Source organism: Burkholderiales bacterium, from assembly GCA_036262035.1.
In the GTDB taxonomy this organism is placed as follows: Bacteria; Pseudomonadota; Gammaproteobacteria; order Burkholderiales; family SG8-41; genus JAQGMV01.
Map to the genome: position 1 here is coordinate 1 of DATAJS010000002.1, position 17,628 is coordinate 17,628.

At 65.9% G+C, this 17,628-nt stretch carries 22 protein-coding genes; 17 read left to right on the plus strand and 5 right to left on the minus strand.

The window, feature by feature from the left end; translation table 11 throughout:
- The 3 genes from VHP37_01120 to VHP37_01130 all read right to left on the minus strand — a co-directional run.
- Positions 1-1,056 (minus strand): AAA family ATPase (locus VHP37_01120; protein HEX2824919.1); only part of this gene is annotated, 1,056 nt, incomplete at its 3' end.
- Between the two features lie 52 nt (positions 1,057-1,108).
- A complete protein-coding gene (locus tag VHP37_01125) occupies positions 1,109-2,539 on the minus strand; it encodes a sigma-54 dependent transcriptional regulator (GenBank protein ID HEX2824920.1) in 1,431 nt (476 codons plus the stop codon).
- Positions 2,540-2,608: 69 nt separating this feature from the next.
- Positions 2,609-3,343, minus strand: coding sequence for an ABC transporter ATP-binding protein (locus VHP37_01130; GenBank protein ID HEX2824921.1), 735 nt, complete (start codon positions 3,341-3,343; stop codon positions 2,609-2,611).
- A gap of 131 nt (positions 3,344-3,474) precedes the next feature.
- Between VHP37_01130 and VHP37_01135 the strand changes: the two genes are divergently transcribed.
- The 9 genes from VHP37_01135 (at position 3,475) to murA (ending at position 9,743) form a co-directional block, all read left to right on the plus strand.
- Entirely contained in the window at positions 3,475-4,278 is an 804-nt protein-coding gene (locus VHP37_01135; GenBank protein HEX2824922.1) for an ABC transporter ATP-binding protein, read from the plus strand.
- Between the two features lie 8 nt (positions 4,279-4,286).
- Positions 4,287-5,084 (plus strand): lipid asymmetry maintenance ABC transporter permease subunit MlaE, encoded by a 798-nt coding sequence (mlaE, locus tag VHP37_01140; protein ID HEX2824923.1) that lies wholly within the window; start codon positions 4,287-4,289, stop codon positions 5,082-5,084.
- Positions 5,084-5,566: an outer membrane lipid asymmetry maintenance protein MlaD gene (mlaD, locus tag VHP37_01145; protein ID HEX2824924.1), complete on the plus strand. Its 483-nt coding sequence runs from the start codon at positions 5,084-5,086 to the stop codon at positions 5,564-5,566. The genes mlaE and mlaD overlap by 1 nt, the downstream gene beginning before the upstream one ends.
- Before the next feature lie 34 nt (positions 5,567-5,600).
- Complete coding sequence (locus VHP37_01150; GenBank protein HEX2824925.1) at positions 5,601-6,227, plus strand: ABC transporter substrate-binding protein; 627 nt, start codon at positions 5,601-5,603, stop codon at positions 6,225-6,227.
- Positions 6,227-6,508, plus strand: a complete 282-nt coding sequence (locus VHP37_01155) for an STAS domain-containing protein (GenBank protein HEX2824926.1) — start codon at positions 6,227-6,229, stop codon at positions 6,506-6,508. Before VHP37_01150 ends, VHP37_01155 begins: the two co-directional genes overlap by 1 nt.
- Positions 6,509-6,512: 4 nt before the next feature.
- A complete protein-coding gene (locus VHP37_01160) occupies positions 6,513-7,412 on the plus strand; it encodes an ABC transporter ATP-binding protein (GenBank protein HEX2824927.1) in 900 nt (299 codons plus the stop codon).
- Positions 7,409-8,164, plus strand: a complete 756-nt coding sequence (locus VHP37_01165; protein HEX2824928.1) for an ABC transporter permease — start codon at positions 7,409-7,411, stop codon at positions 8,162-8,164. Before VHP37_01160 ends, VHP37_01165 begins: the two co-directional genes overlap by 4 nt.
- An 87-nt stretch (positions 8,165-8,251) precedes the next feature.
- The gene (locus VHP37_01170) at positions 8,252-8,497 is read left to right on the plus strand and encodes a BolA family protein (protein ID HEX2824929.1); all 246 of its coding nucleotides are present in this window, start codon (positions 8,252-8,254) and stop codon (positions 8,495-8,497) included.
- Positions 8,490-9,743, plus strand: coding sequence for a UDP-N-acetylglucosamine 1-carboxyvinyltransferase (gene murA, locus VHP37_01175; protein HEX2824930.1), 1,254 nt, complete (start codon positions 8,490-8,492; stop codon positions 9,741-9,743). Before VHP37_01170 ends, murA begins: the two co-directional genes overlap by 8 nt.
- Before the next feature lie 93 nt (positions 9,744-9,836).
- Here the strand turns inward: murA and VHP37_01180 are convergent, their stop codons facing one another.
- Positions 9,837-10,637 carry an ABC transporter ATP-binding protein gene (locus tag VHP37_01180; protein HEX2824931.1) on the minus strand — a complete coding sequence of 267 codons (801 nt, stop codon included), beginning with the start codon at positions 10,635-10,637 and terminating at the stop codon, positions 9,837-9,839.
- A gap of 74 nt (positions 10,638-10,711) precedes the next feature.
- Here VHP37_01180 and hisG point away from each other — a divergent pair, with 74 nt between their 5' ends.
- The 6 genes from hisG to hisA all read left to right on the plus strand — a co-directional run bounded on the left by hisG (position 10,712) and on the right by hisA (position 15,864).
- Positions 10,712-11,347, plus strand: a complete 636-nt coding sequence (gene hisG, locus VHP37_01185; protein HEX2824932.1) for an ATP phosphoribosyltransferase — start codon at positions 10,712-10,714, stop codon at positions 11,345-11,347.
- Complete coding sequence (hisD, locus tag VHP37_01190) at positions 11,347-12,639, plus strand: histidinol dehydrogenase (GenBank protein ID HEX2824933.1); 1,293 nt, start codon at positions 11,347-11,349, stop codon at positions 12,637-12,639. The genes hisG and hisD overlap by 1 nt, the downstream gene beginning before the upstream one ends.
- 4 nt (positions 12,640-12,643) lie before the next feature.
- The gene (gene hisC, locus VHP37_01195) at positions 12,644-13,708 is read left to right on the plus strand and encodes a histidinol-phosphate transaminase (protein HEX2824934.1); all 1,065 of its coding nucleotides are present in this window, start codon (positions 12,644-12,646) and stop codon (positions 13,706-13,708) included.
- A gap of 3 nt (positions 13,709-13,711) precedes the next feature.
- The gene (gene hisB, locus VHP37_01200) at positions 13,712-14,296 is read left to right on the plus strand and encodes an imidazoleglycerol-phosphate dehydratase HisB (protein ID HEX2824935.1); all 585 of its coding nucleotides are present in this window, start codon (positions 13,712-13,714) and stop codon (positions 14,294-14,296) included.
- Positions 14,297-14,303: 7 nt separating this feature from the next.
- The gene (gene hisH, locus VHP37_01205) at positions 14,304-14,969 is read left to right on the plus strand and encodes an imidazole glycerol phosphate synthase subunit HisH (protein ID HEX2824936.1); all 666 of its coding nucleotides are present in this window, start codon (positions 14,304-14,306) and stop codon (positions 14,967-14,969) included.
- A 136-nt stretch (positions 14,970-15,105) separates the two neighbouring features.
- Complete coding sequence (gene hisA, locus VHP37_01210) at positions 15,106-15,864, plus strand: 1-(5-phosphoribosyl)-5-[(5-phosphoribosylamino)methylideneamino]imidazole-4-carboxamide isomerase (GenBank protein HEX2824937.1); 759 nt, start codon at positions 15,106-15,108, stop codon at positions 15,862-15,864.
- Positions 15,865-15,981: 117 nt separating this feature from the next.
- Here the strand turns inward: hisA and VHP37_01215 are convergent, their stop codons facing one another.
- The gene (locus VHP37_01215) at positions 15,982-17,067 is read right to left on the minus strand and encodes an IS630 family transposase (protein ID HEX2824938.1); all 1,086 of its coding nucleotides are present in this window, start codon (positions 17,065-17,067) and stop codon (positions 15,982-15,984) included.
- A 97-nt stretch (positions 17,068-17,164) separates the two neighbouring features.
- On the opposite strand from VHP37_01215, the gene VHP37_01220 reads away from it, so the two are divergent.
- Positions 17,165-17,359, plus strand: a complete 195-nt coding sequence (locus tag VHP37_01220) for a type II toxin-antitoxin system HicA family toxin (GenBank protein ID HEX2824939.1) — start codon at positions 17,165-17,167, stop codon at positions 17,357-17,359.
- Positions 17,360-17,362: 3 nt separating this feature from the next.
- Positions 17,363-17,578, plus strand: coding sequence for a type II toxin-antitoxin system HicB family antitoxin (locus VHP37_01225; GenBank protein ID HEX2824940.1), 216 nt, complete (start codon positions 17,363-17,365; stop codon positions 17,576-17,578).
- Positions 17,579-17,628 lie beyond the last annotated feature (50 nt).

Genomic DNA, 17,628 nt, shown 5'->3' on the forward strand with positions numbered 1-17,628 from the left:
GACAGCGGCCGGAGCGGATGCGGGCGCCGCCGCCGCGGGCGCGGGTGCAGCCGTCGGCGCGGCTGCGGATACGGGCGCTGCCGCGGGCATTGCCGCCACGACCGGCGCGGGCGGGACCGGCGCGCTGTGCGCCGCGCCGCGGTCGACGGCCGCATACACGCCGACGCCGATCGCGATGCCGGCGACGAGGGCGGCCGCGGCCCAGGCGTACGGCGGCGGGGCGGCCATGATGCGCTTGCGCGGCGGCCGGCTGAACTCGCTGTCGCGCAGCGCGGCCTCGACGTGATGCGCCTCTATGGTGTGCGTGTTCTCGGAGAAAGCGGCGAGCAGCGCCTTGTCGGCGATCAGGTTGATGCGGCGCGTGAGCCCGCTCGCGGCGCGCGCGATCTGGCGCACGATCGCGGGCGAGAACAGGTCCGGCCCGTGATACCCCGCCGCGCGCATCCTGAACATCAGATACTCGCGCGCTTCCTCGTCGGTCAGCGGGTCGAGCCGGAAGCTGTGGGCGATGCGGTCGCGCAGCTGTCGGATGTCCGGCCGGCGCAGGATCTCGTCGAGCTCGGGCTGGCCGAAGAGCACCATCTGCAGGAGCTTGTCGTTGCGCGTCTCGAGGTTCGAAAGGAGGCGGATCTCCTCCAGCGTCGCGAGCGGCATGCTCTGCGACTCCTCGATGAAGAGCACGACGCGGTGTCCCGCGGCGTGCTGCTCGACCAGATGCGCCTGCAGCGCGTGCATCACTTCGAGCCGGTCGGCGTGGCGGTCGATGCCGAGCCCCAGCTCGAAAGCGATGGCGTGCAGCGCTTCGTCGGGCGCGACGCTCGGGTTGGCGAGATAGACGCTCTCGACGTTCGGCGGCAGCCTGTTCTGCAGCATGTTGCAGAGCATGGTCTTGCCGCTGCCGACCTCGCCGCTCACCTTCACGATGCCTTCGCCGTGGGTGATGGCGTAGATCAGCGCTTCGAGGACGGGACCGCGGTTACCCCCGCTGAAGAAGAAGTCGGTGTTGGGGGTGATCTTGAAAGGCGCTTCTCTCAGGCCGAAATGTTCATAGTACATAGGCTGATTGGCGCCGCGGAGTGACCGTCAGCGCCTTCTCCTGTCGGTGAGTTCATTTCTGCGCGACATCTTCGCTCGCGTAGTTCTGCATGCGGCTGTACAGCGTGGTGCGGTGTATGCCGAGGAGCTTGGCGGCGCGCGTGAGGTTGCCGTGCGTGATCGCGAGCGCGGCTTCGACGTACCCGCGCTCCCATTGCTGCAGCGTGCTGTCGAGATCGAACGACTTGTTGAACTGGAGCTGGCGCTTGGCGGCTTCGAGGATCGCGTTGAAATCCTGCGTCACCGGCAGCCCCACGTCGACGTCCATGCTCTCCATGTCGAGCTCGGCCTGTAGCTGCTCGGCCGTGATCTCCTGGCCGGCGTGCTTGGTCGTCAGTCGGATCACGATGTTGCGCAGCTCGCGCACGTTGCCGGGAAAGCTGTAGTCCGACCACAGCGCCAGCGCGTTGCCGTCGAGGCGAAAGCCTTCCACCCCGGCCTGCCTGGCGTACACATCGCGGAAGTGGTCGAGCAGCACCGCCTTGTCGTCGCCGAGATCGCGCAGCGGCGGCACCGACAGCGTAAAGACCGAGAGGCGGTGGTAGAGGTCCGCGCGAAAGCGCCCGGCGCGGATCTCCTGGCGCATGTCGCGGTTGGTGGCGGCGATGACGCGCGCGTTCGAGACGCGGCTCTGGGTCTCGCCGACGCGCTGGAACTCGCCGTTCTCGAGCACGCGCAGGAGCTTCGCCTGGAGCTCGAGCGGCAGCTCTCCGATCTCGTCGAGGAACAGCGTCGAATCCTGCGCGTCCTCGAAATAGCCGGCGCGGGGCGTGGTCGCGCCGGTGAAAGCGCCTCTGGCGTAGCCGAAGAGCGTGGGCTCGACCAGCGTGGGGGAGATCGCGGCGCAGTTGAGCGCGAGGAACGGCCTGCCGGCGCGGTGCGACAGCGCGTGCAGCGACTGCGCGACGAGCTCCTTGCCGCTGCCCGACTCGCCTTCGATCAGCACCGGGAAAGGCGCGTTCGCGAACTGGCCGATCTGCTGCCGGAGCTTCTCGATGAGGACGCTCGAGCCGAGGAGGCCGCTCGAAGGCAGCGCTTCGACCTCGGCGTCGCGCACTTCGAGCGCCCGCGTGAGGAGCTCGCGGAGGGTGTCGGGCTCGCACGGCTTGTGGACGAAGTCGACCGCGCCGAGCGTGCGCGCGTGGCGGGCGTTCATCTCGTCGCTCTGCCCGGAGAGCACGAGGATCTTCATCTCGGGCGAGTACGCGACGAGCTCGGAGACGAGGCGGAAGCCTTCGTCGGGACGGTGCGGGGTGGGGGGAAGCCCGAGGTCGACGAGCGCGAGCTGGGGCGGGCGGTCCAGCTGCCGCAGCAGGCTTTTCACCTGTGCGCGGGAATCGGCAACGTAGACGTTGAAGTCGCTGGCGAGCACGAAGCTCAGCGTGTCCGAAATCACCGGGTCATCGTCGACGATCAGCAGGTCCGGTTTTGCCTCCTCACTCACGCCCGGTTTCCGCTCCGAAGCCCAAACTGAATCAATTGTGCCAGCGATCCTCCCGAAGGTACAGCGTTTTCAGGCCGCCGCGCGCTCGCCTATGCACGCGAGGAACGCCTGCTCGAGGCTTGCGGCGCCGTGACGCTCGACGAGCGCGTCCGGCGTGCCGGCGAACATGAGCCGGCCGTTCTGGACGACCGCCATCCGGTCGGAGAGCTCCTGCACGTCGGCGAGCGCGTGCGAGGTGAAGAAGATCGTGCGCCCGGCCTCGCGCAGGCGCCGAAGCTCGCGCTTGAGCAGCGCGCGCGCTTTGGGGTCGAGGCCGCTGGTCGGCTCGTCGAGCACCTGCAGGGTCTTGCCGGAGACGAGGCACGCCGCGAGGCCGAGCTTTTGCGTCATGCCCTTGGAGTACGTGCGCGCCGGGCGGTCGAGCGCCGACAGCGCGAGATCGAGCCGCTCGAAGACCGCCCGGACCCCGGCTTCGTCGTACGGCCGGCGATGGAGCTGGGCCATGTAGCGCAGGAAATCGCGACCGGTGAGGTAATGCGGCGGGTTGAAGCGCTCGGGCAGGAACGCGAGGTCGGCGCGCGACGCGGTGTCGCGGTGGGTCCGGCCCGCGATCTCGATCGCGCCCGAATCGGGCGTCGTGAAGTCGAGGAGGCACTTGATCAGCGTCGTCTTGCCGGCGCCGTTGCCGCCGACCAGCGCGAACAGCTCGCCGCGTGCGACTTCGAGCGTGAAGTCGTCGAGCGCGCGGGTAGCGCCGAAAGCCTTCGATACGCCGCGGAAAGCGAGAGCGGGCGAGCTGTCCATGTGCCTGAAGTTATAGCATCGTGTAGCGCAGGCGCCTCGCCTGCAGTAAAAAAAACGCGCCCCGGCCTGCAGGCGGGGGCGCCTGCGCTACTGTTACAATTCGCGTTTTTTCGTCCACCCCCTCTGAATAGATGGCCCAAGAGCCACTCATCGAGATCAAGAACGTCGGCTTTGCGTACGATCGGCGCCCCGTGCTGATCGACGTCGACATGACCATTCCGAAAGGCAAGGTCGTGGCGATCATGGGCGTCTCCGGCTCGGGCAAGACCACGCTGCTGCGGCTCATCTCGGGCGTGGTCAAACCGAGCAGCGGGCAGGTGCGCGTCGCCGGGACGCTCGTCAACGATCTCGACCAGGGGGGCGTCTTCGAGCTGCGCCGCCGCATGGGGATGCTGTTCCAGTTCGGCGCGCTGTTCACCGATCTCTCGGTCTTCGACAACGTCGCCTTCCAGATGCGCGAGCACACCGACCTGCCGGAGCGCATGATCCGCGACCTGGTCATGATGAAGCTCAATGCGGTGGGCCTGCGCGGCGCCGCGAAGCTCATGCCGGCCGAGCTCTCGGGCGGGATGGCGCGGCGCGTCGCGCTCGCGCGCGCGATCGCGCTCGACCCGATGATCATGATGTACGACGAGCCTTTCACCGGCCTCGACCCGATCTCGCTCGGCGTCATCGGCAATCTCATCCGGCGTCTCAACGACGCGCTCGGCGCGACGTCGCTGGTCGTGACGCACGACGTGTACGAAGCGCTCGAGATCGTCGACTACGTCTATTACATGGCCGACGGCGTGGTCGTCGCGCACGGCACGCCGGCGCAGATGCGCGCTTCGACCGACCCGCTGGTGAGACAGTTCGTCTACGGCGAGATCGACGGTCCGACGCCTTTCCAGTATCCCGCGCGCGGCTATGCGCAGGACTTGAAGCTCGCCCACTGAAACCAACAATGTTCAACCGCACTTCCTCGCTCGGCATCCGCGGCATCGGCCATCACACCGTCGACATGGTGTGGCGTCTGGGCTACGCCAGCCGGTTCTTCGGGCTCACGATCGCCAGCTCCGGGACGACTTTCAGGCGCATACGACTGCTGATACGCGAGCTGTATTACACCGGCGTGCTCTCGCTCATCATCATCCTGGTGTCGGGGCTCTTCGTCGGCATGGTGCTGGGGCTGCAGGGCTATTACACGCTGCAGACCTACGGCTCGGAGTCCGCGCTCGGGGTGCTGGTGGCGCTGTCGCTGGTGCGCGAGCTCGGCCCGGTGGTGGCGGCGCTGCTCTTCGCGAGCCGCGCGGGGTCGGCGATGACCGCCGAGATCGGGCTGATGAAAGCGACCGAGCAGCTCGCGGCGATGGAGATGATGGCGGTCGACCCGATCGCCCGCGTCGTCGCGCCGCGCTTCTGGGCCGGCGTCATCTCGATGCCGCTCCTGGCGGCGCTGTTCTCGGCGATGGGCGTCTTCGGCGGTTATCTGGTCGGCGTGGTGCTGATCGGCGTCGACGAAGGCTCGTTCTGGTCGCAGATGCAATCGGCGGTGGATTTCTACAACGACATACTCAACGGCGTCCTCAAGAGCTTCGTGTTCGGCGTCGCGGTGACCTGGATCTCGCTGTTCGAAGGGTACGACGCGCCGCCGACCGCCGAAGGCGTCTCGGGCGCGACGACGCGCACCGTCGTCACGTCCTCGCTCGCGATACTCGGGCTGGACTTCCTCCTCACCTCTTTCATGTTTCGGGGATTCTGATGGAACGATCGACGCTCGACCTGTGGGTCGGCCTTTTCGTCTGCGCGGGGATCGCCGCACTGCTCGTGCTCGCCATGAAAGTGGGAAATATGACGAGCATCGGCCTGGGCAATCAAACGTATACTCTGTACGCCAATTTCGACAACATCGGCGGCCTGAAGCCGCGTGCGCCGGTCAAGAGCGCGGGCGTCGTGGTGGGCCGGGTGACCTCGATCGGCTTCGACAACGAGCGCTTCAACGCCCGCGTCGAGCTGGCGATCGAAAACAGCTTCAAGTTCCCGAAGGACACGACCGCCTCGATCCTGACATCCGGATTGCTGGGCGAGCAGTATATCGGTCTGGAGGCCGGCGGCGACCCGCAGAACCTGGCGAGCGGCGAGTCGCTCAAGCTCACGCAGTCCGCGGTCGTCCTCGAAAAGCTCATCAGCCAGTTCCTGTACAGCAAGGCGGCCGAAGGCGGCGACAACAACGCCAAGAAGTAAGACGCGCGCAGCGTCCGTATCGAAGGGGAAACACATGAAAAAGCTGATCACCGCGTTGTTTTTCGCTCTCGCCGCGTCGGCGTCGCACGCGCTCGCCGACGTCGCGCCCGACGCGCTGGCGAAGAGCGTCACCGACGAAGTGCTCGCGATCATCCGCGCGGACAAGGACCTGCAGGCGGGCAACCCGCAGAAGGTCGCGCAGCTCGTCGAGACCAAGGTGCTGCCGCACTTCAACTTCACGCGCATGACCCAGCTCGCGGTCGGCCGCAACTGGCGGCAGGCCAGCGCGGAACAGCAGAAAGTGCTCACCGAGGAGTTCAAGACCCTGCTCGTGCGCACCTACACGACCGCGTTCACCGGCTACCGGAACCAGACCATCGAGTACCGGCCGGTGCGCATGAGCCCGGTGGACACCGACGTCATCGTGAAGTCGCTGATCAAGCAGCCCACCGGCCAGCCGGTCGCGGTCGACTACAGCATGGAAAAGGTGGGCAGCACCTGGAAGGTCTACGACGTCAAGATCGAAGGCATCAGCCTCGTCGAGAACTATCGCAACACCTTCAACGCCGAGGTCCAGAGAACCGGCGTCGACGGCCTGATCGCGGCGCTCAGGAACAAGAACAAGGCGCTCGCGTCGCAGACCGCGGCGGCCGCGCGCTGATGATCGTCTGCGAAGGCGAGCGCTGCAGGGTCGAAGGCGCGCTGACGATGGCCAACGTGACCGCCGTGCTCGAAGAGAGCCGGCGCGCGTTCCAGTCGCCGCGCATCGTCGTCGACCTTGCGGGCCTGACCGAAGTCGATTCCTCCGCGCTCTCGCTGCTGCTCGAATGGCGCCGCCTCGCCGCCGCCGACAAGCGCGCGATCGAATACACCAATCTCCCGGACAACCTGAGGACCCTCGCCGATCTCTACGGCGTGTCAGAGTTGCTGCCTGCGTCCTAGCGACGTGACTCCCGCAATACAGGTCGACCGCGTGGCGAAGAGCTTCGCGGGCGTGCACGCGCTCGCGGGGGTGAGCCTCGAGGTCGAGCAGGGCGAGTTCTTCGGCCTGCTCGGGCCCAACGGCGCGGGCAAGACCACGCTCATCAGCATCGTCGCCGGGCTCACGCGCGCCACCGCGGGCTCGGCGCGCGTGATGGGTCACGACGTGGTGAAGGACTATCGCGAGGCGCGCCGAGCGCTCGGGGTCGTGCCTCAGGAGCTGGTGTTCGACCCGTTCTTCACGGTGCGCGAGACGCTGCGCATCCAGTCGGGCTACTTCGGCGTCCGCGCCAACGACGCCTGGATCGACGAGGTGATCGAGGAGCTCGACCTGACGGACAAGGCGAACACCAACATGCGCGCGCTCTCCGGCGGCATGAAGCGGCGCGTGCTGGTCGGCCAGGCGCTGGTGCACAAGCCGCCGGTGATCGTGCTCGACGAGCCCACCGCCGGCGTCGACGTCGAGCTCAGGCAGGCGCTGTGGCGCTTCGTCCGGCGCCTGAACCGCGACGGCCACACCATCGTGCTCACCACGCATTACCTCGAGGAAGCCGAGGCGTTGTGCGGACGCATCGCGATGCTCAAACAGGGCCGGATCGTCGCCCTCGACACGACCCAGAATCTGCTGCGCCGCCACTCGGGCTGCTATGTCGAGCTGCGCGTCGAACCCGATCGCCTGCCCGACCGCCTGGAGCCGCGAGTCGTCGAGCGCCGCGAAAAGGGGGAATACCGGCTGGCGATGAAGAGCTACGACGAGGTCGCGGAGCTGATCACGAGCCTGCGCAGCGCGGGAGTCAAGGTGCACGAGCTCGAGGTCCTGCATCCCGACCTGGAGGAGGTCTTCGTGCAGATCATGAACCAATGACCGGCTTCTACACCCTGTTCTACAAGGAATGGCTGCGCTTCTGGAAAGTGAGCGTGCAGACCGTGCTCGCGCCGGTGCTGACCGCGATGCTCTATCTGCTGGTGTTCGCGCACACCCTGCGCGGCCACGTGGAAGCCTATCCGGGGATCGGGTACACGACGTTCCTGGTGCCGGGGCTCGCGATGATGGCGGTGCTGCAGAACGCGTTCGCCAACTCGTCGTCGAGCCTGATGCAGTCGAAGATGCAGGGGAACATCGTCTTCGTGCTGCTGCCGCCGCTCTCGCATCGCGAGTTCTTCCTCGCGTACCTGCTGGCGGCGGTCGCGCGCGGGCTGCTGGTCGGCGCCGGGGTGTTCGCCGCGACGATCGCGTTCGTCGACGTGCCGGTGGCCCACCCGGTGTGGGCGGTCGCTTACGCGCTCGCCGGCAGCGCGGTCATGGGCACCCTCGGCATCATCGCCGGGCTGCAGGCCGACAAGGTCGACCAGCTCTCGGCGTTCCAGAACTTCATCGTACTGCCGCTCACCTTCCTGTCGGGCGTCTTCTACTCGATCCATTCGCTGCCGCCGTTCTGGCAGACGCTGTCTCATTTCAATCCGATCTTCTACATGATCGACGGTTTCCGCTACGGCTTCTTCGGGCAGGCCGACGTCTCGCCGTGGCTCTCGCTCACGATTGTGACGAGCAGTTTCCTGGCCTTATCATTGCTGACCCTGTCGCTCATCCGCAGCGGCTACAAGCTAAGACGCTGAGAGGCGAGAGGAGATAGGAGAGAGGGGAAAACCGCGGGTGATCCCTCCGGTGCTCTCCTATCTCCTCTCTTCTTTCTCCTCTCTGGATTGACCATGGATCCCAATCTCATCAAGCAATACATCGAGCAAAACCTCGAAACCGAACACGTCGAAGTCGCCGGCGACGGCCGTCATTTCGAGGCGATCATCGTCAGCCCTCTGTTCCGCGGGAAACGCATGGTGCAGCAGCACCAGCTCGTCTATGCGGCGCTGGGCGACAGGATGCGCGAAGAGATCCACGCGCTCTCGATGAAGACGCTCACGCCCGAAGAGTGGAAGGCGCAGCGTGGATAAGCTCGTCATCGAAGGCGGCGTGCCGCTGCACGGCGAGGTCGCGATCTCAGGCGCGAAGAACGCCGCGCTGCCCATCCTCTGCGCCTCGCTGCTCACGCGCGACCCGGTGACGATCGAGAACGTTCCGCATCTGCGCGACGTGACGACCATGCTCAACCTGCTCGGGCAGATGGGTGTCGCGATCTCGGTCGACGAAAAGCTCGGGGTCGAGCTGTCCGCCGCGCAGATCAAGCAACCGGCGGCGCCCTACGAGCTGGTGAAAACGATGCGCGCGTCGGTGCTGACGCTGGGGCCGCTGGTCGCGCGCTGCGGCGAGGCGCGGGTGTCGCTGCCCGGCGGCTGCGCGATCGGCCTGCGGCCGGTCGACCAGCACATCAAAGGCCTGCAGGCGATGGGCGCGACCATCAGCATCGAGCAGGGCGACATGATCGCGCGCGCGGGCAGGCTGAAAGGCGCGCGCATCGTCACCGACATCGTCACCGTCACCGGCACCGAGAACCTGATGATGGCGGCGACGCTCGCCGAGGGCACGACGGTCATCGAGAACGCCGCGCGCGAGCCCGAGGTCGTCGACCTCGCGAACTGCCTGATCGCCATGGGTGCTTCGATCCGCGGCGCGGGGACCGACGTCATCACGATCGAAGGCGTCGAGCGCCTGCACGGCGCGCGCTATCGGGTGATGGCCGACCGCATCGAGACCGGGACCTATCTCGCGGCCGCCGCCGCGACCGGCGGCGACGTCAAGCTCACGCAGACGCGCGCCGAGATCCTCGAAGCGGTGCTGGAGAAGCTGCGCGAGTGCGGGGCGATCGTCGACAGCGGCGAAGACTGGATACACCTCAGGATGAACGGCCACCTGAACGCGGCCAACGTGAGGACCGCGCCTTATCCCGCTTTCCCGACCGATATGCAGGCGCAGTTCATGGCGCTCAACGCGATCGCGAAAGGCACTTCGCTCATCACCGAGACCATCTTCGAGAACCGCTTCATGCACGTGCAGGAGCTCAAGCGTCTCGGCGCCGACATCGAGTTCGAAGGCAACACCGCGGTGGTCAAAGGCGTGCCGCAGCTCGAAGGCGCGATCGTGATGGCGACGGACCTGCGCGCTTCCGCCGGACTCGTCCTCGGCGGCCTCGTCGCCCGCGGCAAGACCACGATCGAGCGGGTTTACCACCTCGACCGCGGTTACGAGCGGATCGAGGAGAAGCTGTCGAAATTGGGCGCGCGCATCGAGCGGGTGCGGTAACAACCGTCATCCCCGCGCAGCGGGGATCCATTTTTTAAACGTCAAAATGGATTCCCGATCGCTTCGCGCTGTCGCGCGGTCGGGAATGACGGCTTACGAAAGCTCGAGGTCCTTGGCGAACGACCCGGCCGGGAAGTGAAACGGCACGGGGCCGTCGGGCCTGCCGCGGATGAACTGGTGCACGAACGGATGCTCCGAGCGCTTGATCTCGTCGGTCGGCCCGTGCGCCACCACCACGCCGTCGGCGAGGAAGTACACGTAGTCGATCACCTTCAGCGCCTCGTGCGCGTCGTACGAGACGACGATCGACGTGAGGCCGAGCGCATCGTTGAGGCGCCGGATCAGGTTGGCGACGACGCTGCACGAGATCGGGTCGAGGCCGGCGAAAGGCTCGTCGTACATCATCAGCGCGGGATCGAGCGCGATCGCGCGGGCGAGGCCGACGCGCCGGGCCATGCCGCCCGAGAGCTCCGCGGGCATCAGATCTGCGGCGCCGCGCAAGCCCACCGCGTGCAGCTTCATCTTCACCAGGTCGTTGATCATGTCCTCGGGCAGGTCGGTCTTCTCGCGCATCTGGAACGCGATGTTCTCGAACACCGAGAGGTCGGTGAACAGGCCGCCCTGCTGGAACTGCATGCCCATGCGCCTGCGCAGCGCGTAAAGCTCGCCGCGGGATATCGCGTGCACGTCCTGGCCCATCACCGTGACCGTGCCGCGCGACGGATGGAGCTGACCGCCGATGAGGCGCATCAGCGTCGTCTTGCCCGACCCGCTCGCGCCCATGATGCCGACGATCTTGCCGCGCGGGATCGTCATGTCGACGTCGCGGAAGATCTCGTGGGTTCCGTACGAAAAAGCGAGATCGGTGATCTCGACGAGCGGGGGTTCGGCCATGGCGGTGCGAGTTTAGCAGTGTTTTTGCGTTACAATTCAACCCTTTCGCTTCTCCCGCCGCACTCGAGCCTCCCATGATCACCATCGCGCTCTCGAAGGGCCGCATCTTCGACGAGACCGTGCCGCTGCTCGCCGCGGCAGGCGTCGCGACGCGCGAAGACCCGGAGACTTCGCGCAAGCTCATCCTCACCACCAACCGTAAGGACGTGCGCGTCATCATCGTGCGCGCAACCGACGTGCCCACGTACGTACAGTACGGCGCGGCGGACGTCGGTGTCGCGGGCAAGGACGTGCTCGACGAGCACGGCGGGCAGGGCCTGTATCAGCCGCTGGACCTGAAGATCGCGCGCTGCCGCATGATGGTCGCGGTCGCCCACGATTTCGATTACCAGCAGGCGATCCACAAGGGCGCGCGGCTCAAGATCGCGACCAAGTACGTGCAGACCGCGCGCGAGCACTTCGCGGCGAAAGGCATGCACGTCGACCTCATCAAGCTCTACGGGTCGATGGAACTCGCGCCGCTCGTGGGGCTCGCGGACGCGATCGTCGATCTGGTGAGCACCGGCACCACGCTCAAGGCGAACGGCCTGACCGCGGTCGAGGAAGTCGCGCCGATCTCCGCGCGGCTCATCGTCAACCAGGCTTCGCTGAAGTTGAAGCGCGATGCGGTGCAGCCGCTGCTCGACGCGTTCAGCCGCGCGGTGGTGTGATGCGCAGGCTCTCGTCCACGCAAAGCGATTTCGAAGCGGTCATCGAAGAGCTGCTGGCATTCGAAGGCGCGCAGGACTCGCGTGTCGACGAGACCGTCGCCGCCATCCTCGCCGACGTGAAAGCGCGCGGCGATGCGGCGCTCGTCGAGTACACCCGCCGCTTCGATCGCGTCGAGGTCGCGAACGCCGCCGCGCTGGAGATTTCTCGCGCCGAATGCGACGCAGCGCTGCAGGGCCTGCCGGCGGCCCAGCGCACCGCGCTCGAAGCCGCGGCCGCGCGCGTGCGCGCCTACCACGAGCGCCAGCGCGCGCAGTCGTGGTCGTACGAAGACGAATACGGCAACGAGCTCGGACAGCGCGTCACGCCGCTCGACCGCGTCGGCGTGTACGTGCCGGGCGGCAAGGCCGCGTATCCGTCGTCGGTCATCATGAACGTGATGCCGGCGAAGGTCGCGGGCGTGGCCGAGATCGTCATGGTCGTGCCGACGCCGCAGGGCGAGCGCAATCCGCTGGTGCTCGCCGCCGCGGCGCTGGCGGGCGTCGACCGAGTGTTCGCGATCGGCGGCGCCCAGGCGGTCGGTGCGCTCGCGTACGGCACCGCGACGGTCCCCGCGGTCGACAAGATCGTCGGTCCCGGCAACGCCTATGTCGCCGCGGCGAAGCGCCGCGTGTTCGGCGTCGTCGGCATCGACATGGTCGCGGGGCCTTCGGAGATCCTCGTCGTCTCCGACGGCAGGAGCAACCCGGACTGGATCGCGATGGATCTCTTCTCGCAGGCCGAGCACGACGAGCTCGCGCAGGCGATCCTGATCTCGCCCGACGCGGGCTTTCTCGACCAGGTCGCGGCGAGCATCGAGCGCCAGATTTCGGAGATGCCTCGACGCGGCGTCATCGAAGCCGCCCTGAGCGGCCGCGGCGCGCTCATCCAGGTGCGCGACCTCGATGAGGCGTGCGAGCTCGTCAACCGCATCGCGCCCGAGCACCTCGAGCTCTCGGTGGAAGACGCCGAGCCGCTGATCGAGAAGATCCGTCACGCCGGCGCGATCTTCGTCGGCGCCTACGCGTCGGAAGCGCTCGGCGATTACTGCGCGGGGCCGAACCACGTGCTGCCGACATCGCGCAGCGCGCGCTTCTCCTCGCCGCTCGGCGTCTACGATTTCCAGAAGCGCTCGAGCCTGATCCGCATCTCGCGGCGCGGCGCGGCCGAGCTCGGCAAGATCGCCTCCGAGCTCGCGCACGGCGAAGGGCTGACCGCGCACGCGCGCTCGGCCGAATTTCGTATTCCCGGGTAAGCCCATGGCCGCCAAACCCGAAGACGTCATCCGCGACGAAGTGCGCGCGCTCGCCGGCTACCACGTGCCGGACGCGAGCGGCATGGTGAAGCTCGACGCGATGGAGAACCCGTACCGGCTCCCGGAAGACGTGCGCCGGCGCCTGGGCGAGCTCGTCGCGAACGCCGAGATCAACCGCTATCCCGACGCCTCGGCCGCGGGCCTGAAGAAGGCGCTGCGCGCAGCGCTCGGCGTCCCCGCGGACCAGGAGATCATCCTCGGCAACGGTTCCGACGAGATCATCCAGATGCTGGTGATGGCGACCGCGAAGCCGGGCGCGACCGTCATGAGCGTCGCGCCGACCTTCGTCATGTTCAGGCTGATCGCCGAGTACTGCCGGGTCGGCTACGCGAGCGTTCCGCTCAATCCCGATTTCTCGCTCGACGTCGAGCGCACGCTGATCGCGCTCGAAGAGCACAAGCCGGCGCTGGTGTTCCTCGCGTATCCGAACAACCCTACCGGCAATCTCTTCGACGACGCCGCGATCGAGCAGGTGATCCGCGCGGCGCCCGGCCTCGTCGTCGTCGACGAGGCGTACCATGCGTTCGCCGGCCGCACGTTCATGCGGCGCCTGAACGAGTTCGACAACCTGCTCGTCATGCGCACGCTGTCCAAATCGGGGCTCGCGGGGCTGCGGCTGGGGCTGGTCGCCGGGGGGCGGGAGTGGCTGCAGCACGTCGACAAAGTGCGCCTGCCTTACAATGTCGGCGTGCTCACCCAGATCGTCGCGGAAGAGGCGCTGCGGCATTCGGACCTGCTGGAACAGCAGGCCGCGGCGATACGCGCGGAGCGCGGGCGGCTCGCCGACGAGCTCGCGAAAGTTGCGACGACCGTCTATCCCAGCGCGGCGAACTTCATCCTGTTCCGGATCGAGGATGCGGACCGCATCAATGCGGGATTGAAGCAGCGCGGCATCCTCATCAAGAACCTGAACGGCTCGCACCCGAGCCTTGCCGATTGCCTGCGGGTCACCGTCGGTACCATCGAAGAGAACGACCGTTTCATCAAAGCGCTGAAGGACGCGCGTTAGACCATGCGTAAAGCCGAAGTCACCCGCAACACCCTCGAGACCCAGATCGGCGTGAAGATCGATCTCGACGGCACGGGCCGGTCGCGTCTCGCGACGGGCGTGCCGTTCCTGGACCACATGCTCGACCAGATCGCGCGTCACGGCGTGTTCGATCTCGACATCGAGGCCAAGGGCGACCTGCACATCGACGCGCACCATACCGTCGAGGACGTCGGCATCACGCTCGGCCAGGCGTTCGCCAAAGCGGTCGGCGACAAGAAAGGGGTGCGCCGCTACGGCCACGCCTACGTGCCGCTCGACGAAGCGCTGTCGCGCGTCGTGATCGACCTCTCGGGCCGCCCCGGGCTCGAGTTCAACATCGACTTCACGCGCGCGCGGATCGGCGACTTCGACGTCGACCTCGTCCACGAATTCTTCCAGGGCTTCGTCAACCACGCGCTGGTGACGCTGCACGTCGACAACCTGCGCGGCGACAACGCGCACCACCAGGCCGAGACCGCCTTCAAGGCGTTCGGCCGCGCGCTCAGGATGGCGGTCGAAGTCGACCCGCGCACCTCGGGCGTGCCGTCGACCAAGGGCACGCTGTAAGGCACCGATGGCGCGCATCGCGGTCATCGATTACGGCATGGGCAACCTGCGCTCGGTCACCAAGGCGATCGAGCACGTGGCGCCGCAATACGAGGTCGTCCTGAGCGGCGACCCCGAGGTCGTGCGCGGCGCCGATCGCGTCGTTTTCCCCGGCCAGGGCGCGATGCGCGACTGCATGCGCGAGATGGACGCCAAAGGCCTGCGCGGCGCGGTCCTCGATGCGGCGCGGCACAAACCGTTTCTCGGCATCTGCATCGGTCTGCAGATGCTCTTCGAGCACAGCGAGGAAGGCGACACGCCGGGCCTTTCGATATTGCCCGGGCGCGTGCGGCGCTTTCCCGCAGACCGCATGACGGACGCGACAGGCGCGAAGCTCAAGGTGCCGCACATGGGCTGGAACGAAGTGCACCAGAGCGGCCCGCACCCGATGTGGGACGGCATCGCCGACGGCACGCGCTTTTATTTCGTGCACAGCTATTTCGCCGAGCCGGCGGAGCCGGCGCTGATCGCCGCCTACAGCCTCTATCCCTTCGCGTTCACGTGCGCCGCGGCGCGCGAGAACATCTTCGCGGTGCAATTCCACCCCGAAAAAAGCGCCGAGGCGGGGCTGCGCCTGCTCGAGAACTTCGCCAAATGGCAGCCCGCCGCGGCCGCGCCGGCCGGCGCCGCGTGATTACGCGCATCCGTCAGTTCCTGTAGTATGTCGAAAACCTAGAACGGCACGCTCACACCTCCGCCCCTCTTCGCGCTGCCCACTCTCGATTCCAAAGACGAGCGATCCGCTCACGTCTCGCACTTCCCGCACCAAAATGCTCATCATCCCGGCCATTGACCTCAAAGACGGCAAATGCGTGCGCCTGAAGCAAGGCGACTTCAACGAGGCGACCGTGTTCTCCGACGATCCGGTCGCGACCGCGAAGCGCTGGCTGGAGCTCGGCGCGCGCCGGCTGCACCTCATCGACCTGAACGGCGCTGCGGCGGGCAAGCCCAAGAACGAGGGCGCGATCCGCGCGATCGCCGATGCGGTGGGTGACAGGATGCCGATACAGCTCGGCGGCGGCATCCGCGACCTCGACACCATCGAGCGCTACCTCGACGGCGGCGTGTCCTACGTCATCATCGGCACCGCGGCGGTAAAGACCCCGGGATTCCTGCACGACGCGTGCACCGCGTTCACCGGCCACGTCATGGTCGCGCTCGACGCCAAGGACGGCAAGGTCGCGGTCGACGGCTGGTCGAAGATGACCGGCCACGACGTGGTCGACCTCGCGAAGAAGTTCGAGGACTACGGCGTCGAAGCGGTCATCTACACCGACATCGGCCGCGACGGCATGCTGACCGGCGTCAACATCGAAGCGACCGTCGCGCTCGCGCGCCAGCTCACCGTCCCGGTCATCGCCAGCGGCGGCCTGCACAACATCGACGACGTGAGGAAGCTCTGCGCCGTCGAATCCGAAGGCATCACCGGCGCCATCACCGGCCGCGCGGTGTACCAGGGCACGCTCGATTTCAAGGAAGCGCAGAAGGTCGCGGACGAGCTTTCCGGCGGCGTGAAAAGTGAAACGTGAGGGTTAGGCGGTGAAACGTGAAATGTGAAACGTGAAACGTAACGTCCTCCGCGTGACGTTTCACCGAGCCGCACAAGACCGGTTTTTCCGTTTCACTTTTCACGTTTCACATTTCACCTAGTGTGCCGTCCCGTTAATTCGCCTGCAAAGCCGTTCCAGTTTCTGGATGATCGAGTCGGCGGTGGCGGTCCATATGAATGGCTTGCAGTGTTTGTTGTATTGCTGCACGAAGCAATCAATCTTCGCGATCAGGTCTTTTACTGATTGAAACGAGCCTCGGCGAATCGCTTTGTCCGTGATCAGGGCAAAGAAGCGTTCAACCAGATTGAGCCAGGAGCTATAGGTTGGAACGAAATGCAAGTGCCAGCGTGGATGCGCGGCGAGCCAGGCGTTCACCTTCGGGTGCTTGTGCGTGCGGTAGTTATCGACGATCGCATGGACTTCGAGATGATCGGGTACGACTTTGTCGATTTCGCGCAGAAAGCTGAGGAACTCCTGATGACGATGGCGTGGCTTGCAAGTGCTGAGCACAGCGCCGGTGAGCACATCGAGAGCAGCAAACAACGTCGTCGTGCCGTGCCGCTTGTAATCATGGGTAACGCCTTCGACATAGCCCAAGCCCATCGGCAACATCGGCTGCGTGCGCTCAAGCGCCTGACACTGACTTTTCTCATCGACGCATACGACGAGCGCGTTGTCGGGCGGGTTCAGATACAGTCCGACGACATCGCGCAGCTTGTCCACGAAGAACGGATCGGTCGAAAGCTTGAAGCTTTCAGTGCGGTGCGGCTGCACCCCAAACAGCGACAGATAGCGCTGAACGCTGGTCTTGGATATCCCAGTCTCGACCGCGAGCTCGCGCGTACTCCAGTGCGTCGCGCCCTTGCTGGGCCGCTTGTGCAGCGTCGTGTAGATCAACTCCGCCACGCGCTCATCATCAATCGTGCGCGGCTTGCCCGGGCGCAGCTCGTCGTAAAGTCCCGCAATGCGCCGTTCGCCGAAGCGGCGTCGCCACAGACCAACCGTGGCCTTGTGGATCCCGAGTTGCTCGGCCACTTGCGAATTCGGCGTGCCCTCAGCGCAAGCGAGCACGATCTTGGCTCTTTGCACGAGTGCTGCCGACATCGAGCGCGACCGCGACAACGATTCCAGTTGTTCACGTTCGTCGGCACTCAACATGACCGGGGGCATGCGTTGGGGCATTGCGATCTCTCCAAGATGAGATACCGCAAAGTACCAAAAATTAACGGGGCAGTACACTAGTTATGCACCATAGTCCATCCGCGGTGATCGAGCCATCGTGAAGGTCAAGGAGCTCATCGATTTGCTCGAAGCCGATGGATGGGTTTTGGTCCGGACGAAAGGCAGTCACCGTCAGTTTCGTCATCCGACGAAGAAAGGAACCGTGACGGTGGCGGGCAAGCCTAGCATTGACATGCCAGCCGGGACGCTAAACAGTGCTTTGAAGCAGGCAGGTTTAAAGAAAGACAGGTGAAGTATGCGATATCTCGTAGTAGTCGAAAAAGGCCCCGAGTCTTACGGCGCGTACGTGCCAGACCTTCCTGGATGCGTGGCTGCAGGGGAAACGAAGGAAGAAGCTCTTTCTCTGATCCGAGAGGCAATCGAGTTTCATCTCGAAGGTCTCAAGGAGGAAGGACAGCCCATCCCACCGCCTACCTCTTCAAGCGAATTGGTGGAAGTGAATGGTGCATAACTGTGTGTTGCAGCGGACGGCCGCAAGCGGCCGCCGCTGAACACGTCGTT

Coding starts and splice junctions, on each gene's coding strand:
- VHP37_01130 (HEX2824921.1), bottom strand. CDS start 3,343: ATGGACAGCTCGCCCGCTCTCGCTTTCCGCGGCGTATCGAAGGCTTTC.
- VHP37_01135 (HEX2824922.1), top strand. CDS start 3,475: ATGGCCCAAGAGCCACTCATCGAGATCAAGAACGTCGGCTTTGCGTAC.
- mlaE (HEX2824923.1), top strand. CDS start 4,287: ATGTTCAACCGCACTTCCTCGCTCGGCATCCGCGGCATCGGCCATCAC.
- mlaD (HEX2824924.1), top strand. CDS start 5,084: ATGGAACGATCGACGCTCGACCTGTGGGTCGGCCTTTTCGTCTGCGCG.
- VHP37_01150 (HEX2824925.1), top strand. CDS start 5,601: ATGAAAAAGCTGATCACCGCGTTGTTTTTCGCTCTCGCCGCGTCGGCG.
- VHP37_01155 (HEX2824926.1), top strand. CDS start 6,227: ATGATCGTCTGCGAAGGCGAGCGCTGCAGGGTCGAAGGCGCGCTGACG.
- VHP37_01165 (HEX2824928.1), top strand. CDS start 7,409: ATGACCGGCTTCTACACCCTGTTCTACAAGGAATGGCTGCGCTTCTGG.
- VHP37_01180 (HEX2824931.1), bottom strand. CDS start 10,637: ATGGCCGAACCCCCGCTCGTCGAGATCACCGATCTCGCTTTTTCGTAC.
- hisG (HEX2824932.1), top strand. CDS start 10,712: ATGATCACCATCGCGCTCTCGAAGGGCCGCATCTTCGACGAGACCGTG.
- hisD (HEX2824933.1), top strand. CDS start 11,347: ATGCGCAGGCTCTCGTCCACGCAAAGCGATTTCGAAGCGGTCATCGAA.
- hisC (HEX2824934.1), top strand. CDS start 12,644: ATGGCCGCCAAACCCGAAGACGTCATCCGCGACGAAGTGCGCGCGCTC.
- hisB (HEX2824935.1), top strand. CDS start 13,712: ATGCGTAAAGCCGAAGTCACCCGCAACACCCTCGAGACCCAGATCGGC.
- hisH (HEX2824936.1), top strand. CDS start 14,304: ATGGCGCGCATCGCGGTCATCGATTACGGCATGGGCAACCTGCGCTCG.
- hisA (HEX2824937.1), top strand. CDS start 15,106: ATGCTCATCATCCCGGCCATTGACCTCAAAGACGGCAAATGCGTGCGC.
- VHP37_01215 (HEX2824938.1), bottom strand. CDS start 17,067: ATGCCCCAACGCATGCCCCCGGTCATGTTGAGTGCCGACGAACGTGAA.
- VHP37_01225 (HEX2824940.1), top strand. CDS start 17,363: ATGCGATATCTCGTAGTAGTCGAAAAAGGCCCCGAGTCTTACGGCGCG.